Annotated in this window: 19 protein-coding genes; 5 read left to right on the plus strand and 14 right to left on the minus strand. The window is 37.1% G+C overall.

Annotation, left to right across the window (positions count from 1 at the left end):
- Window positions 1-8: 8 nt before the first annotated feature.
- A complete protein-coding gene (locus AC3WOM_RS00115) occupies window positions 9-1808 on the plus strand; it encodes an ABC transporter substrate-binding protein (protein ID WP_492444184.1) in 1800 nt (599 codons plus the stop codon).
- A 172-nt stretch (window positions 1809-1980) separates the two neighbouring features.
- Here the strand turns inward: AC3WOM_RS00115 and AC3WOM_RS00120 are convergent, their stop codons facing one another.
- Together AC3WOM_RS00120 and AC3WOM_RS00125 are read right to left on the minus strand one after the other, a co-directional pair.
- Window positions 1981-2187 (minus strand): transcription initiation factor TFIIIB, encoded by a 207-nt coding sequence (locus AC3WOM_RS00120; protein WP_427538529.1) that lies wholly within the window; start codon window positions 2185-2187, stop codon window positions 1981-1983.
- Between the two features lie 284 nt (window positions 2188-2471).
- Window positions 2472-3053, minus strand: a complete 582-nt coding sequence (locus AC3WOM_RS00125; RefSeq protein ID WP_492444186.1) for a phosphatidylglycerophosphatase A family protein — start codon at window positions 3051-3053, stop codon at window positions 2472-2474.
- 112 nt (window positions 3054-3165) lie between these two features.
- Between AC3WOM_RS00125 and AC3WOM_RS00130 the strand changes: the two genes are divergently transcribed.
- The 3 genes from AC3WOM_RS00130 to AC3WOM_RS00140 all read left to right on the plus strand — a co-directional run bounded on the left by AC3WOM_RS00130 (window position 3166) and on the right by AC3WOM_RS00140 (window position 4916).
- Window positions 3166-3885 (plus strand): alpha/beta hydrolase, encoded by a 720-nt coding sequence (locus tag AC3WOM_RS00130; protein ID WP_492444187.1) that lies wholly within the window; start codon window positions 3166-3168, stop codon window positions 3883-3885.
- An 83-nt stretch (window positions 3886-3968) separates the two neighbouring features.
- Window positions 3969-4484 carry a YjcG family protein gene (locus tag AC3WOM_RS00135; protein ID WP_427538538.1) on the plus strand — a complete coding sequence of 172 codons (516 nt, stop codon included), beginning with the start codon at window positions 3969-3971 and terminating at the stop codon, window positions 4482-4484.
- Window positions 4485-4487: 3 nt separating this feature from the next.
- Window positions 4488-4916, plus strand: a complete 429-nt coding sequence (locus tag AC3WOM_RS00140) for a GNAT family N-acetyltransferase (RefSeq protein WP_427538541.1) — start codon at window positions 4488-4490, stop codon at window positions 4914-4916.
- Window positions 4917-5068: 152 nt separating this feature from the next.
- Here the strand turns inward: AC3WOM_RS00140 and AC3WOM_RS00145 are convergent, their stop codons facing one another.
- From AC3WOM_RS00145 to AC3WOM_RS00170, 6 genes are all read right to left on the minus strand, one after another.
- The gene (locus tag AC3WOM_RS00145) at window positions 5069-5317 is read right to left on the minus strand and encodes a stage VI sporulation protein F (RefSeq protein ID WP_283870892.1); all 249 of its coding nucleotides are present in this window, start codon (window positions 5315-5317) and stop codon (window positions 5069-5071) included.
- A 133-nt stretch (window positions 5318-5450) separates the two neighbouring features.
- Window positions 5451-5642: a YjcZ family sporulation protein gene (locus AC3WOM_RS00150; protein ID WP_427538546.1), complete on the minus strand. Its 192-nt coding sequence runs from the start codon at window positions 5640-5642 to the stop codon at window positions 5451-5453.
- 65 nt (window positions 5643-5707) lie between these two features.
- Complete coding sequence (gene spoVAE, locus AC3WOM_RS00155) at window positions 5708-6067, minus strand: stage V sporulation protein AE (RefSeq protein ID WP_492444422.1); 360 nt, start codon at window positions 6065-6067, stop codon at window positions 5708-5710.
- A gap of 16 nt (window positions 6068-6083) precedes the next feature.
- Window positions 6084-7079, minus strand: a complete 996-nt coding sequence (locus AC3WOM_RS00160; protein ID WP_492444190.1) for a stage V sporulation protein AD — start codon at window positions 7077-7079, stop codon at window positions 6084-6086.
- Window positions 7073-7528 carry a stage V sporulation protein AC gene (gene spoVAC, locus AC3WOM_RS00165; RefSeq protein ID WP_427538552.1) on the minus strand — a complete coding sequence of 152 codons (456 nt, stop codon included), beginning with the start codon at window positions 7526-7528 and terminating at the stop codon, window positions 7073-7075. The genes AC3WOM_RS00160 and spoVAC overlap by 7 nt, the downstream gene beginning before the upstream one ends.
- Window positions 7529-7930 carry a YhcN/YlaJ family sporulation lipoprotein gene (locus tag AC3WOM_RS00170; protein WP_492444192.1) on the minus strand — a complete coding sequence of 134 codons (402 nt, stop codon included), beginning with the start codon at window positions 7928-7930 and terminating at the stop codon, window positions 7529-7531. It abuts the gene before it with no gap.
- Between the two features lie 133 nt (window positions 7931-8063).
- Between AC3WOM_RS00170 and AC3WOM_RS00175 the strand changes: the two genes are divergently transcribed.
- Window positions 8064-8588 carry a CotY/CotZ family spore coat protein gene (locus tag AC3WOM_RS00175; RefSeq protein ID WP_427538558.1) on the plus strand — a complete coding sequence of 175 codons (525 nt, stop codon included), beginning with the start codon at window positions 8064-8066 and terminating at the stop codon, window positions 8586-8588.
- A 739-nt stretch (window positions 8589-9327) separates the two neighbouring features.
- Here AC3WOM_RS00175 and AC3WOM_RS00180 read toward each other — a convergent pair.
- The 6 genes from AC3WOM_RS00180 to AC3WOM_RS00205 form a co-directional block, all read right to left on the minus strand.
- Window positions 9328-9729 carry a hypothetical protein gene (locus tag AC3WOM_RS00180; protein ID WP_427538561.1) on the minus strand — a complete coding sequence of 134 codons (402 nt, stop codon included), beginning with the start codon at window positions 9727-9729 and terminating at the stop codon, window positions 9328-9330.
- A 53-nt stretch (window positions 9730-9782) separates the two neighbouring features.
- Window positions 9783-11159 carry a magnesium transporter gene (mgtE, locus tag AC3WOM_RS00185; RefSeq protein WP_427538564.1) on the minus strand — a complete coding sequence of 459 codons (1377 nt, stop codon included), beginning with the start codon at window positions 11157-11159 and terminating at the stop codon, window positions 9783-9785.
- Window positions 11160-11531: 372 nt separating this feature from the next.
- Window positions 11532-12440, minus strand: a complete 909-nt coding sequence (locus AC3WOM_RS00190; protein ID WP_492444424.1) for an RluA family pseudouridine synthase — start codon at window positions 12438-12440, stop codon at window positions 11532-11534.
- A gap of 1 nt (window position 12441) precedes the next feature.
- The gene (locus tag AC3WOM_RS00195) at window positions 12442-13236 is read right to left on the minus strand and encodes an NAD kinase (protein ID WP_427538567.1); all 795 of its coding nucleotides are present in this window, start codon (window positions 13234-13236) and stop codon (window positions 12442-12444) included.
- Complete coding sequence (gene yjbM, locus AC3WOM_RS00200) at window positions 13233-13904, minus strand: GTP diphosphokinase (RefSeq protein ID WP_283870885.1); 672 nt, start codon at window positions 13902-13904, stop codon at window positions 13233-13235. Before yjbM ends, AC3WOM_RS00195 begins: the two co-directional genes overlap by 4 nt.
- A gap of 62 nt (window positions 13905-13966) precedes the next feature.
- Entirely contained in the window at window positions 13967-14350 is a 384-nt protein-coding gene (locus AC3WOM_RS00205; RefSeq protein WP_427538570.1) for a UPF0738 family protein, read from the minus strand.
- Window positions 14351-14461 lie beyond the last annotated feature (111 nt).

Below are 14461 nucleotides of genomic sequence, written 5' to 3' on the forward strand. Positions count from 1 at the left end.
GTTCTTACATGAAGAGATTACTTATATTGTTATTCATAGCAGTATTAGCACTGTCCGGCTGTGTTCAAACAAAAAAGGACGTAGAAGGCAATAAAGATTCAAAAGGAAAAGGCAATTCAACAATTGAACTATTAGGCATGTCCGCTTCTGAAGAGGATATGAATATTGTACGAGATCAATTAGTGAAAAATGGCTTTGATGTAAAACTCAACATTCAGCCTGATTATGGTTCATTCTCTGCCCAAAAAGAGGCGGGCAATTATGATTTAGCACTTTCTAGCTGGACAACAGTTACAGGAAATCCTGATTATGCTGTTCGTGGTTTATTTAAAACGGGTGGTGACTATAGTGTTGTTGCTGACTCGAAATTAGATGCTTTAATTGATGAAGCAAGTACATTAACTGGTGATGAAGCTGCCGCAAAATATAAAGAATTAGAGCAGCTATTAGTTTTCGATCAGGCATATATTGCGCCTTTATATATTTCTAATAAGTATCAAGGCATATACTCTGAATTAGTGAATCCAAAAACTGTTCATTTACCTAAATCGCGTGCACAAGTTTGGGAAAGCATTGAATTTAATGATGCATCTAAAAATGTGACAGAACCATTGATTTTACACCAAACACTAGATTCTTTAACATCACTTGATCCGATTAAAGGTAATGACGGCTCAATCAATACATTGAATACAAATATGTATGTTCGACTTGTCAACTTAACGGATACAGATGAAGTTGTGTCAGATGGATCACTATCCTATAACCATGCAACTGCTGAAGGTAATCAAGAGTATTACTTTATTTTACGTGATGATATTCACTTCGCGGCTATCAAGGATGGTGCTGCAGTAGATACAGGTGAATTAGTGTCTGGGGAAGATGTTGTATTCTCATTAAATCGTGCAAAAGATTCAACATCAGTACCTGATCACCGTACTTATAGTATCCACGAAAACATCGAATCTGTAGAAATTGTTTCAGATTTAGCAGAATTACAAAATAAAAAAGTATCAGGATCAGACCAATCTATTTTAGATGTACTTTCTCAAAACCTACCTGCTTCTGTAACACAATTAGCAAAAGATAAGGGTGCTGTAAAAAATGCAACAGGTACTTACCAGGTTGTAAAAATTACAACACCGACTCCATTCCCTCAGGTGTTAAATTATTTAGCACACCAATCTGGCGGGATTGTATCTGAGAAACAAGTAACAAGTATCAATACTTATGATGTAGCTAGCTATAATCCAGATAAGGATATCGCATATGGTGATCAAGCAACAGTAACAGAGGGTACATCAACATATAACAACCATTTATATGCAAGCGGACCTTACATTCTTGTGAAGAAAAATGATTATGAAGCACAATTTGTGAAAAACCCAGCATACCGTGTTGGTAGTGAGTTTGAACCAAAAATTGCGAAAATCAATGTTCGTTTCATCGCGGATAATGATAGTGCTCTATCTTCACTTCGTAATGGAGAAATCCACGTACTTCAGACAGTACCTGAAACAAAGCTTGATATAGTAAAATCTGATAATAAATTAACTTTAAATACTGCTGACAGTAACGCTGTATCATATTTACAAATGAATACTTCAGGCCGTGCCGTATCTGATTCAGTGGACTTACGTAAAGCTATACTATACTCCATCAACCAGGATGAATTTATAAGCTACTACCAAGGCAATAAAAAACCTGCTGTATCTACTGTTTCACCATTAGTTAACACTGGATTAGAGCTTAAGGCTGACAGCGAAAAAGTAAAAGAGTTTTTAAAAGCCTATAATGACGCAAAGTAATCTTTCCATGCAATAAATTAAATAAAGCTATTTAAGTTTTAAAAGCTCAAACCCCGTTCTAAATGTAGGACGGGGTTAAAAATATGATTTTTTAATAAATCGCATTCGTTACTTGATTAATTTCATCTTCATTAAGGAAAGCCCCTTATGTAGTTTTATTTACAATACTTCCTCAAAAAAGTGTACCCTTAAATTTCTCTGGTTTTTTTACATAGCCTTCGATTATAAAACCACATTCTGTGCAAATAATATATTCAATATCCGAACCTAAACTCATCTTACCGTCCGGGTACATTGTCCCATATCCACTATGCTTGCCTTTACCCAACTCCTTCCCACCACATTTTGGACATTCAATTACATTCGAAGAATTCTTCAATATATACCCCTCCCCTTTTATATGAGAACCAACTATTTTTCTGATAATTCTACTACCTATTAATACGAACGATCTGTAAATTGGTTCCATTTTATTCAACAATTTTGTAATTAAGAGCTTCATTTTTGTTAAACAATCTGCCCCGATTATTGAATGTTTCGCATTCTTTAAACAACTTTTTTTGTCACTTTACATAAACATACAAAGTAGAATTCTAACCATACTAAAACAGAGCCTCTTCAATTAAATTTGAGGAGGCTCATTACTATTTCGTAAACACTATGTTAAATCTCATTATGTGATTTTGGTTTTGGCCCTAGCTCCTGTGGTTCAATGTCTGCAAATGTCTCGCCCTCTTCTTCCAAATCGCGCATACGATGTGCAATACGTGAGGCGGCAGATGCTGCGATGCTACCAACCAAATCATCTAAAAACGTATTGACATGATGCCCAGGATCCGTATCGAGTTTTTTTATAATACCAATTTTTTGCTTGTCTAGGTGTCCGAAAGTTGTTACTGCTATGCTGCCATATGTAAAAACAGATCCGAGTGCGATTGTTTCATCCACACCAAATAATCCTTCATCAGATTCAATTATTTGCTGTAATGGTGCTGATAATAATTTTTTCTCAGCAAGTTCATCTAATTCAATGCCTACCAATAAAGCGTGTTGAACTTCACGCTTACGTAAAACCCGCTCGACAGAATGAACGCAATGATCTAATGTTAAGCCTTCATTATAGGTTTTTTGCATTTCATAAACGATCTCTGCAATATCCTCCAGTGTTACACCGCGACGAATGAGTGCAGCTTGAGCTGCCTTTGCTACTTCATCAGAGTGTATTCGACTACTTTTATCATGCATAACTAACCCTCATTTCGTTTTTATTGCTAGTATAAGTCTAGCCCAACCTATTATACCTTTACTTTGGTAATATGGTACAATTTTGTTACAAACACAAGAAGGAGTGTCACCATTGGATAAGGGAACTGTACAGGATTTAAAGTTCTATAGTGAAGCATTACAGGAGGAATTACAGCTTTATATTTATGTTCCTGCTAATTATTCACCACTATATAAATATAACATTTTGATTGCATCTGACGGCCGGGATTACTTCCAGCTTGGGGGTATTACAAAGCTTGCTGATGAGCTGATTGATGACTATGAAATCGAAAATTTAATTATTGCATTCGTTCCTTATAAGGATATTAAGGATCGACGCTACAAATATATTCCAAGTGGAGAACAGCACGAAGCCTATCTGCGTTTTTTAGCCCATGAGCTTGTGCCATATTTAGATGCTGAATATGCAACCTACCAGATGGGAATGAGTCGTGCAGTAATTGGTGATTCGATGGCTGCAACCGCTTCCTTAATGGTCGCATTAAAATACCCAAGTATTTTTGGTAAGGTCATTATGCAATCACCCTATGTAGATGAGGATGTTCTGAAGGCTGTAGAGAATTTTAAAGATCCAGGGGCGATTTCTATCTATCACATTGTTGGCAAGGGAGAAGACAAGGTTGTAACGATGGACAAAACCGTAAAAGATTTTTTAACACCTAATCGTCAACTGCATAATCTCATGCTTAGCAAAGGATTTTCTACATTTTATGATGAATTTGAAGGCAATCATACGTGGAAATACTGGAAGCCTGATTTAAGACGTGCATTGATAGAAAATTTCAATTAATCTTAGGCGATTCAAATTACGAAAAGGTAAAAATCTGTTATACTTAATTAGAATAATTGTTTATTTTCGGGAGGTAATGGACTATGAAGTACGGTATTGTGGCATTTCCATCAAAAAAATTGCAAGATTTAGCGAACACTTATCGCAAACGTTACGATCCTCATTATGCGCAAATTACTCCGCATATGACGTTAAAAGACAGCTTTGATGCTACGGAAGAAGATATTCAATCCATCGTAAAGCAATTAGATGAGCTTACTGCCAATTATGCACCTTTAAATATTCATGCATCACGCATAAGTTCGTTTTTCCCAACAACCAATGCGATTTATTTCCGCATTGAACCAACTGAACAGTTAGTAGCATTCAACGAAGCTATACAAGAAAAAGTACCATTCGGCGAACCAAAGCATGTCTTTGTCCCACATATTACAATTGCACAAAAAATGACAGACTCTGAGCACGATGATATTTTTGGACAATTACGTATGACGGGCGTTGATGAAAAAGATACGATTGACCGCATTCATCTACTATATCAATTAGAGGACGGCTCATGGACAACTTATGAAACATTCCGATTGACTGGAGCTGAGTAAGTTTTGTACAACGTAAAGATAGTGGAAACAAAGAAAGAACATGATGATGCGTTTGCAGTCCGCAAAAAAGTTTTTGTAGAAGAACAAGGTGTTCCTCTTCATCTTGAATGTGATGCAGAGGATGCAACCGCAACGCATTTCATTATGTATGAGGGCGACAATCCTGTTGGTGCTGCACGTTTACGCAGTATTGAAAATGATGCTGTGAAAATTGAACGTGTTTGCATTTTACAAGATCAACGTGGAAAAAAACTGGGTGCTTTAATTATGAAGGAAATGGAGAAACACGCCATTTCCATGAATAAGCTAAAACTAAAGCTCCATGCCCAAAGCTATGCTATCCCTTTTTATGAGAAGCTTGGCTACACAGTCACTTCACCTGAATTTATGGATGCTGACATTCCGCATCGTGCTATGGAAAAAGAGATTTAACAAATAGGTGTTACGATAATGCTGCAGCATATCGTAACACCCTTTTTATTTCTCTACACTGTTTAAAAGATTGATTTATAAATGAACATTCATTTAACCAATCCTTATGCTGTCTTATTTGACATATTTTCTTGCATAATAGTAAACTCATATTATTTCATCATTCTAGTAATTTTATCTAAATCTAGTGAAGCTCCATCTTGAATAATAGATTGTACTAACTTATCCTCAAGCTCTTGAGTTATTTGTCTATTGGACACCTTAGCCACACGTCGTACGATTTTTCTTACTTGTTTTTCGCTTTTAAAATCTGCATGTTGAATAGCATTTGCTAATGCGAAGATTTCCTCCATTGATACTCCTGTTTTTTGTTCAATTGAATTAAAAAACGAGCGATTCATGTTTCCCCTCCTATCATTACAATTCAGTTTAATTCTCACTATTGTATGCATGTCATAGCAACAAGTGAAGGCTTTAACTTGTTTTAGAAATGTTACTCCAAAGAAAAGTTAAAGCCCTTTATCTAATGTCACATTAATTTACGAAAGTAGCGCCTACAATAATTAAAAGAATGAAAAGTACAACAATTAGAACAAATGTTGAACTATTGCCACCGCTATAGCCTCCATAGCAATAGCCACCATAGTCATTGCCTCCGCAATAATTATTGTTCCAGCTACCAACATTACCTCCATACGGTTGAGCGCACCAGCCTTGATATCCCATAAAAGCAACCCTCCCTTCTACAACCTATAATATGTTTTCGGTGTAGAAATGGGAGGGTTATTCGTCTAATCGATATTTCCTTTTGGTTTAAAAATTAATGCTCCAATAAAGCCAAAGATTATAGCTGCACTGATACCTGAACTTGTCACTTCAAACATACCCGTTAATACACCTACAAGCCCATGTTTTTCTGCCTCTGCAATTGCACCATGTGTTAATGAGTTTCCAAAGGATGTAATCGGCACAGTTGCTCCAGCTCCTGCAAAATCAATAATGGGTTCATACAATCCCATACCATCTAGTATGGCACCCACTACAACTAATGTACTTAATGTATGAGCTGGTGTTAATTTACCAACATCCATCATTAATTGACCGATAGCACAAATAATACCTCCGACAATAAATGCAAACACAAATGTCATTACCATAATTTTTGCCTCATTTCATTGTAATTTCAACTGCATGTGCCGTACACGGAATTGTTTCACCTTGCTGAAATGAAAGCGGAGATAGTAATGCCCCTGTTGCAACAAGAAGCACTCGCTTATAGGTACCCGCTCGCATTTGCTGGATAACGTAACTAAAAAAAACAGCTGCTGAACAGCCTGCACCACTTGCACCAGATTGGAATGCTTCATCCTGTCCATAAAACTCCGCACCTGCATCACGTAAAATCGTTAGCTCTTCATTTTTTATGCCACTATCCACAAGCATTCCCTTTAAAAGCTTCAAGCCAAGCTGACCTAAATCACCCGTTAAAATAAGATCATAATTGTATATTTTTTGATTACGCTGCTCTAAATGAGATTGGATCGTTTGAAAGGCAGCTGGCGCCATTGCCGCACCCATATGAAAAGGATCATCCATACCATAATCAATAGATTTTCCGACAGTCGCAGCCTCTATCGAAGGGTACTCCTCTCGATGCTTACCAATTATGGCATATCCAGCAGCAGTTACTGTCCATTGTGCGGTTTGGGGCTTTTGCGAGCCATAATTAACGGGATAACGGAATTGCCTCTCTATAGCATTATGCTGACTCGATGCTCCAGCTAATGATAAATTGGCTGCACCAACCTCTGTTAAAAGACTCGCTACAATAACTGAAGAAATGGAGGTCGCACAAGCAGAAAATAAGCCAATAAAGGGGATGGCTAAATCTCTAGCCGCAAAATTGGTTGGTGTCATTTGATTGACTAAATCACCACCCATTAAATAATCAATATCTGGGTTATGCACCCCTGCTTTTTTTATGGCAAATTCACAGGCCTCCTCCACCATTTTCCGATGTCCCTGTTCATTAGTCTTCATTTGCCATCGTTCATCATCATAAATTGCATCAAAATATTGGCTAAATATGCTTCGTTTCTCAAGTGGACCTGCTACTACACCACCTGCTATTAAGGATGGCTTCGATTGAAAAATAATTACCATGAAACCACTCCTATCGTCACTAAAATATATTTAATAAGTGCAACAAAAAAGGCAGATACTACACCAAATAACACGACAGATCCAGCTAATTTAAATAAATTTCCACCAACACCAAGTACTAGTCCTTCTGATCGATGCTCAATAGCTGCTGAAATAACAGCATTACCAAAACCTGTGACAGGCACAGCTGAACCTGCACCAGCAAATTGACCAATTCTTTTATATAAGCCAAAGCCTGTTAAAATCATGGCAAAAAAGACCATTGTAGCAACTGTTGGATTTCCTGCTGTTGCTTCCGTAAAATTAAAGAAAATGATGTAGAACAGTGACACGGCTTGTCCAATCGTACAAATTAGGCCACCAACGAAAAATGCCTTTACAACATTCTTTAAAATAGGGGGCTTCGGCGTAACATTTTGTTCGAGCTGCTTATATTGCTCTTTTTCCACTTATGTCTCCTCCTTTGCAAGTTTTATCAATTCAGTGATTTTATCGTTAAGTATATTGTTTTCAACTTTATCCTTTTTTATTTTATTGGCTTCATAATAAATTTTATAATCAGCTGAAACAAAAACTTCTTTATTTGGATATTTCTTATCAAATTTCTTTTGTAATTTTTTCTCTAATTTAGTCTTTCTCCACTTATCCCATGGTTTAATTTGAACTGCTACAAGCATACTATCGTCATATTGAATAACCGTTGTTTTGTCCACATAGTCTTCTTTTAAAATGGATTCAACTTCTTTTTCGTTTTCTGACGAACCGTAGATAACGAATTTTTCTTTTTCACCGCAACCACTTAATAATGACAAACTGACTAATAGAGGTAACATTAATCCGAGTAGCTTCAAGTCTCTCCCTCCTTTTGTTTAAAGTTTCTCCATACATAAAAAAACTATTCATTTGTCGATACATACAAAAGCCCGAGTTCATTTTTCATAAGGACATATTGTAGAAGTAGTAACGAGGAAAGGAGGTGACAATATGGGTTGTGGTAAGCCAACAAATCCTATTGGACCAATCCAATCAGCAGGCTGCGTTTGTGACGTAGTTCGCGCTATATTAGATATTCAAAATCAAGCGGTGAGAGAAGAGTGTCAACCATGTACAGCTAACTGCTTCTTAGAACCACTTGGAGGCATTGTAAGTCCTGCACGTTCTCACGCAGATACACGTGTATTCATGTTAATTACAAAAGATGGTACTCCATTTAAAGCATTCTTTAATTCTCCAACAGCAGATCCATGTATCTGTACATCTGTCTTCTTCCGTGTAGAAGATATGTTTGATGAGTGCTGTGCTACTTTACGTGTGTTAGAGCCTTTATGTTCCTTTGACTCTAGCGAAACTACAGTAGATTTATTGAGCCGCGATGGCTGCTGTGTCAACATGAAAAAAATCTGTAAAGTAGATGATTGGAATTCTACTGAGAGCTGTATCACTGTAGATTTATCTTGCTTCTGCGCAGTACAATGTATTGCTGATGTTGACTTAGGGATATGTGACTAAAATCTTTTCTCCTTTGACACACTACACATAAAAAAAGTGTACAGCATCCTCTGCTGTACACTTTTTTCATGTTGTTGAAATACTATTATGTCAATGAAATCAAGGTGATAAATAAAAAAGTATAGCCCTTTTTCAAAAATGAGAGGTTGATCTCCGTTCCGACTGAGTGTTTTCCTGGGGGCGTCCGATGAGCCGCTTCACTCGCATTGCTCGCTCCAGGGTCTCATCTGTGACGCTGAATCCCCGAGGAGTCACTCAGTCTACACTCTAATCAACCTTTGCTCATAGTATTTTTTTCTGGCCATTCAAACAAATATATAGTGATAAATTTGAAGTCTTAGCCATCATTATATTGTGCAAAAATGGAGCTTTGATAACATTTTTCTATGCGAAAACAGAGGAGTACTTTATGTAAAGTGACAAAGTAGTTTTACGCATAAAATGTAGGTTAACAGATATAGAATTGTACCAATATTCTATCCATTTAATGATGGTGAGTAACATGCTTTTACTTTACTTTTCTTTTGAGAGAAGAAAATATTTAAAGTTCTACACTATTGCTGATTGGAGTGCAAGGCTACTCGACTCCCGTGGGATAGCGAGACAGACGAGACCCTGCACGGAGCGTCAGCGCAGGAAGCGGCTCGTCGCTCGCCCACTGGAAAGCGAGTAGCCTGGAACGGAAATCACCTTCATTTTGACTAAATATTCACAAAGAGTCCCTTGACTATTTAATTTTTCATAGGGTTGGCAATTTTCTTCCTCGCCAAAATATTTGATCAATATCCTCAAAATATATAATCTCTTGTGTCTTAAATTCTAAAGAAGTAAGCTTCAATGAATCAATCTGTACTTCTGATGCTGAACCGCTTAATTTCCTGCCATCTTTTAAACAAATTAATAATGGCTGATACGCTTTTTGTCGAAATGGCTTTTCTAAAAACTGAAGTTGCTTTAGTAAATAGGGATCTATTTGTACTTCTTCGATCACTTCTTCTTTTTCTTCAAGAGGCTGCCCACTAAAATAGCCATCCTTTACATATACAGATGTACTTTCATCCAACTCAAGTTCATGTAACACCTTGGAAATATTCAGGAAATATGATGGTGATTTTATAAATAAGCGTGGCTCACGATCCACATTACTCACTTCCCTTTTTTTCATACAATATGCAAAAGTAAGTAATTTGGTTCTTAGCCTATTTGACTTAATAATGCTGTTGCCAAACCTAAGTAAATTAAAATACTTGTAATATCATTTAATGTTGTAATAAAAGGACCTGATGCAACGGCTGGATCAATTTTTAAGCGATGCATTAGAAGTGGGATAAAAGAGCCTGCAAGTGTTGCAACTAAAATAGAACCACATAATGCTGCCCCAACTAACATTCCTAATAAGAGCTCTTGCTTCCAAATATAGATAATGCCAATAACAATTACTCCGCATACTACTCCAGACATTAAGCCTGTGCCTGCTTCACGTGCTAATAATTTTAGCTTGCTATGTTCTTCTACATCACCTGTTGCGATTCCTCGTATCGCTACTGCTAAAGCCTGTGTTCCACTATTTCCAGAGGTACCTGAAATAAGTGGAATAAACACAGCAAGTAACGCAACTTTTTCTAATGTTGCCTCAAATTGCCCCATTAAATTTGCTGTAAGCATACCTAAAAATAGTAGTATCACAAGCCATGGCAAGCGTTTCTTTGCAGCTTGTAAGGAAGTCGTATCAAATTTATCCATATCGGAAATACCCGCTAATTTCGAGTAATCCTCTGATGCTTCTTCATCGATAACATCAATAATATCATCGACTGTAATAATACCCAGTAATTCTCCCTTATCATCAATAACTGGCGTTGCTAAGAAATTATAATCCTTCATAATTTGAGCAACCTCTTCTTGGTCATCTCCTGCATGCACCATCACGACACGTTCATTCATAATAGAACGTATTAACGTATCCTCATCTGCAATAATTAAGTCACGAAGAGAAATAACCCCTGTTAATCGATGCGCCTCATCGACAACAAAGATATAATAAATAGTCTCTGCATCTGGCGCCTCTTTCCGTAAGATGGCCATAGCTGAACGAACTGTCGAATTTTCTGGAATTGCTACATACTCTGTCGTCATAATTGAACCGGCTGTATATTCATCATAGCTAAGTAGCTCATTAATTTCTTCAGCCGTTTCCTCATCCATCATGCCTAAATAGCTTTCACGTTGCTCTGTATCTAATTCATTTAATACATCCGCTGCGTCATCTGCATACATATGCGAAAGCATTTCAGCACCATAAGAAGGTTCCATCTCAGCTAAATATGCTGTATATTCATCATCATCTATATCAATTGCCTCAAAAATATCAGCCATTTCAGTCGGAGCCAAGAATGAATAGATGATCTTCCTTATATCAGGTTCCACCTTCTCATAAAACGTTGCCTGATCATACGGATGAAGCTCTAAAAACTCTTCACGGAATGCATCAATATCATGTGCTTCCAGCATTTCTCGTAAATGTGCTTCGTCGAATTGCACATCATCCTTTTCATTTCTTTCCTCTATCATGCTTGTCCCCTCCTTCCGAGCATTTAATGATAAATAGGTTGTCGTAAATCTACCTTCTATATAATAGAGGGTATTATACCTTTTCTGCAAACCCTTTTTTTATTTCATAACAATTGAAACTAATCTCAAGCCAAAACTTCAATATTACTTACTATATTGACTTAGATATAGAACTTTATTTTACTATACCCTACAATGGCTATAATTTCTGTAAACATAACGTTAAGAAAAATTATTCACTGTATCATCAACCAGCGTTCATTATTCGCTACAGTAAAACGATAAGGAGATGCCCGATTGCGCGAACATCTCCTTGATTATTTAGCATTAGCTTTCACTGAAAATATTGTGACACTATGACTGATTATTTAGTCAAGCCAAGGAGTCATGAATTAATCGCTGCATATCTTCTTTTAATGCACTTGTAAAGTGGAGACTTTCTCCTGTCAATGGGTGGAGCATAGCTAAGGAAACACAATGCAGGGCTTGTCTATTTAACTGTTCTCGACTACCACCATAAAGTTCATCACCAATAAGCGGATGTCCTAGATACGCCATATGCACCCTTATTTGATGTGTACGACCGGTGTGAAGCTTTAATCTTATATGAGTCATAGGTATATTATCAAAACTAAAACGCTGTAAAACAGTCATATCCGTATGGGCAAATTGACCATCCTCACGTACCTCTCGCTCAATGATGCTTGTATCCTTCCGTCCGATAGGCGCAATAATGGATTGTCTATCCTGACCTACATGTCCATGCACAATTGCTTCATATTGTCGGGAAATTTCTCCACTGCGCTGTGCAAGTCCTGTTAAGTGATGAATATGAGCATGTTTAGCAATGCATAGCAAACCAGAAGTGTCACGATCGAGCCGCGTCACAATATGAGCAGTAGATGCTAGACCTTGTTGTTGAAAGTGACCGCATACAAGATTGGCTATGCTGTTAGAAGGATGCTCCCTTGAAGGAATCGTACTTTGATATGCTGGTTTATTAAGTACTAAAATAGCATCATCTTCATAAACAATGGAAAGATTACCATATTCAACAGTGAGACTTTCACTTTTCTCTTCAGGTGGAAACTTCACCTCCACCTGATCGCCAATGTGCAGGATATGTCTGACATTGCATTCCACATTATTGACTGTTAATAAGCCGCCATCAAATTTAATGGCTGTTAGCGCTCGCTTTGAGATACGCCACTCTTGTAAGGCCTCCCGAAGTATTTGACCTTCCCTTTCTGCAATAAAACGTAGCGTAAATCTTGTATCCATCTTATTCATTTGCGACAAAGGATTCATGAACCCGCTCCCAGAATGGGAATGGACGGAAACGGGCAAAGCGTACACGTTCATTTGCTACATTAAAGGCTATTGACTTCACATCTCCTTGTGTGACTTGTAAATGATCTACTGTCATATTAAAGTTTTGATCATTTACAGGACGTAATATACAGTGATGATGTGCTGGCAGTATTAATGGTGAACCAACTGTACGGAAAACGCGATTATTAATGGAAGCAATTTCAGTGATTTGAAGTGCTGCTAATGTTGGATGGATAATGGCTCCTCCAAGGGCTTTATTATAGGCAGTACTACCAGAAGGCGTTGACACACAAAGACCATCTCCACGGAAACGTTCAAATTGATTACCATTTAACTCTACATCCATCACTAGTGTAACATCAGGTGATTTTACTGTTGCCTCATTCAATGCTAAATACGTGTTAGATTCCGCATTATGATGCTCTACTTTTACTTCTAATAGAGGATACTCCACTACATTAAAATCCTTTTTGGCAATAGAAAGAACAAGTTTTTCTAATTCAGATGGCTTCCAGTCTGCATAAAAACCTAAGTGCCCTGTATGGATACCCACAAATGCAACTTGATCTAATAAATGTGAATAGCGGTGAAAGGCATGTAATAACGTACCGTCCCCACCTATAGAAACAACAATTTCTGGTGATTCCTCATCATAAGTTAGGCCAAAATCCTGTAAATATGTTTTGGCTAGCTCCATTAATTCGTTCGATTGTGCATCTCTACGTGATTGAATGGAAAATTTCATTGTGTGTCACGCTCCTTCTCTGATAGTAAATTAGGATTTGATGCTTCCTTGTATTCACTAAAGTAAGCCTGTGCTTCCTGAATCTCACTGCGGATAGATGACATTTCCTCATCCAAACGGAAAGCGGCCTCTGCAGCACTTTGAAGACGATTTTTTATTTCCTCTGGGAACATACCTTTATATTTATAATTTAATGAATGCTCAATAGATGCCCAGAAATTCATGGCTAGTGTTCGTATTTGAATTTCAGCCAAAACCACTTTTTTCCCCTGAATCGTCTCTACAGGATACTCAACAATCATATGATAGGAACGATACCCACTTGGTTTATTATGTGTAATATAGTCACGTTCTTCTACTACACGCATATCTTTACGTTGCCGTATAAGTTCCGTCACTGTCGAAATATCATCCACAAATTGACACATGATTCGAAGGCCGGCGATATCACCCAGCTCATCGCCTAATTGTTTAGATGGCTCAAAGGCTAGTCCTTTTTCTAATGTTTTGTCATATATACTAGCTAAAGGCTTTACACGTCCAGTGACAAATTCAATTGGTGAATTTGCATTGACAATACCAAACTGTGAGCGCATACCCTTTAACTTCACTTTTAATTCATCTACTGCTTGTTTGTAAGGACTTAAAAATATTTCCCATTGTCCCATCGCAAAAACCTCCCGACATTCGGTATCGAACAAAACCAACACCGTCTGTTCGTTTTGTCTTTTTATTCAGCGAGAATTGTCTTAAAGTGCTGCTCCACTGCTTGGACAAATTCTGCTCCATAATTGTAATTTCCTTCAATATTATACACGAGCATTTCTAATTCATCGTAGAAATTTATAAGTTCAATCACTTTTTCACCTAGTTGCAGTTTTGGATTTTGCTTTTTTTGTAAAATATGTACAAGATTCTCCCAACTACTCGGTGGAAAACGCAAGTAATGATAATCTTCTCCTGCATCAAGTAAATAAATAAAAGCAAAGTCATCAGAATCTGCTATTAATTGTGCAGCAGGTTTTAGCTGTAAATTTACTTCATTGTCGTTTAAACTAAAATGAAGCTGATCGTTTTCAAAATTCAATGTTTCAATTGTATAAATTTTACGCACACGTGGTTCCCCTTTTCGTCTTACTCTTCCTCTTATTTTATCATACAGGGTAAATAGTTGCAGTGTGTAAATGTTAAATCAAAAAATTATACTTTATTCAAAATAGCTATG

The organism is Lysinibacillus sp. FW301-JW8 (genome assembly GCF_058788755.1).